At 62.4% G+C, this 881-nt stretch carries 1 protein-coding gene; it reads right to left on the bottom strand.

All coding sequences use genetic code 11. The features are described from left to right. Window positions 1-881 (bottom strand): B12-binding domain-containing protein (locus tag IVB13_RS29905; RefSeq protein WP_247491053.1); only part of this gene is annotated, 881 nt, incomplete at both ends.

An 881-nucleotide genomic window follows, 5' to 3' on the forward strand; every position in this document is an offset into this window, starting at 1 on the left:
TCTGCGGCGAAGAACGCCATCTCGTCGAGCGAGGGTGTGATCAGGCCGGACAGCCCGACGATGTCGGCCTTCTCCGCCTTCACCGTATCGACGATCTTGGCCGCGGGCACCATCACGCCGAGGTCGATGACCTCGTAATTGTTGCACTGGAGCACGATGCCAACGATGTTCTTGCCGATGTCGTGGACGTCGCCCTTGACGGTCGCGAGCACGATCTTGCCGGCGGACGAGGAGCCTTCCGTGCCGATGCCGTTGGCGAGATTGCGCGCCTTCTCCTCCTCCATGAACGGCATCAGCCAGGCGACAGCCTGCTTCATCACGCGGGCCGACTTCACCACCTGCGGCAGGAACATCTTGCCGTCGCCGAAGAGATCGCCGACCACGTTCATGCCGGCCATCAGCGGTCCCTCGATCACGTCGAGTGGCCGCGTCGAGGCCTTGCGGGCCTCTTCGGTATCCTGCTCGATGAATTCGGTGATGCCGTGCACCAGCGAATGTGACAGCCGCTTCGCCACCGGCCATTCGCGCCAGGCGAGATCGGCTTCCTTGGTCTGAGTCTTGTTGCCGCGGAATCTTTCCGCAAGCGCCAGCAGACGCTCGGACGCACCGGGGTCGCGGTTGAGGATGACGTCCTCGCACACCTGGCGCAATTCGGGATCGATATCGTCATAGACGATCATCTGCCCGGCATTGACGATGCCCATGTCCATGCCGGCCTTGATGGCGTGATACAGGAACACCGAGTGCATGGCCTCGCGCACCGGCTCGTTGCCGCGGAACGAGAACGACAAATTGGACACACCACCAGAAATGTGCGCGCCCGGCAGATTCTTGCGGATCCAGCGCGTCGCCTCGATGAAGTCGACGCCGTAATTGTTGTG

It is taken from the genome of Bradyrhizobium sp. 17 (assembly GCF_023073515.1).
GTDB lineage: Bacteria > Pseudomonadota > Alphaproteobacteria > Rhizobiales > Xanthobacteraceae > Bradyrhizobium > Bradyrhizobium canariense_D.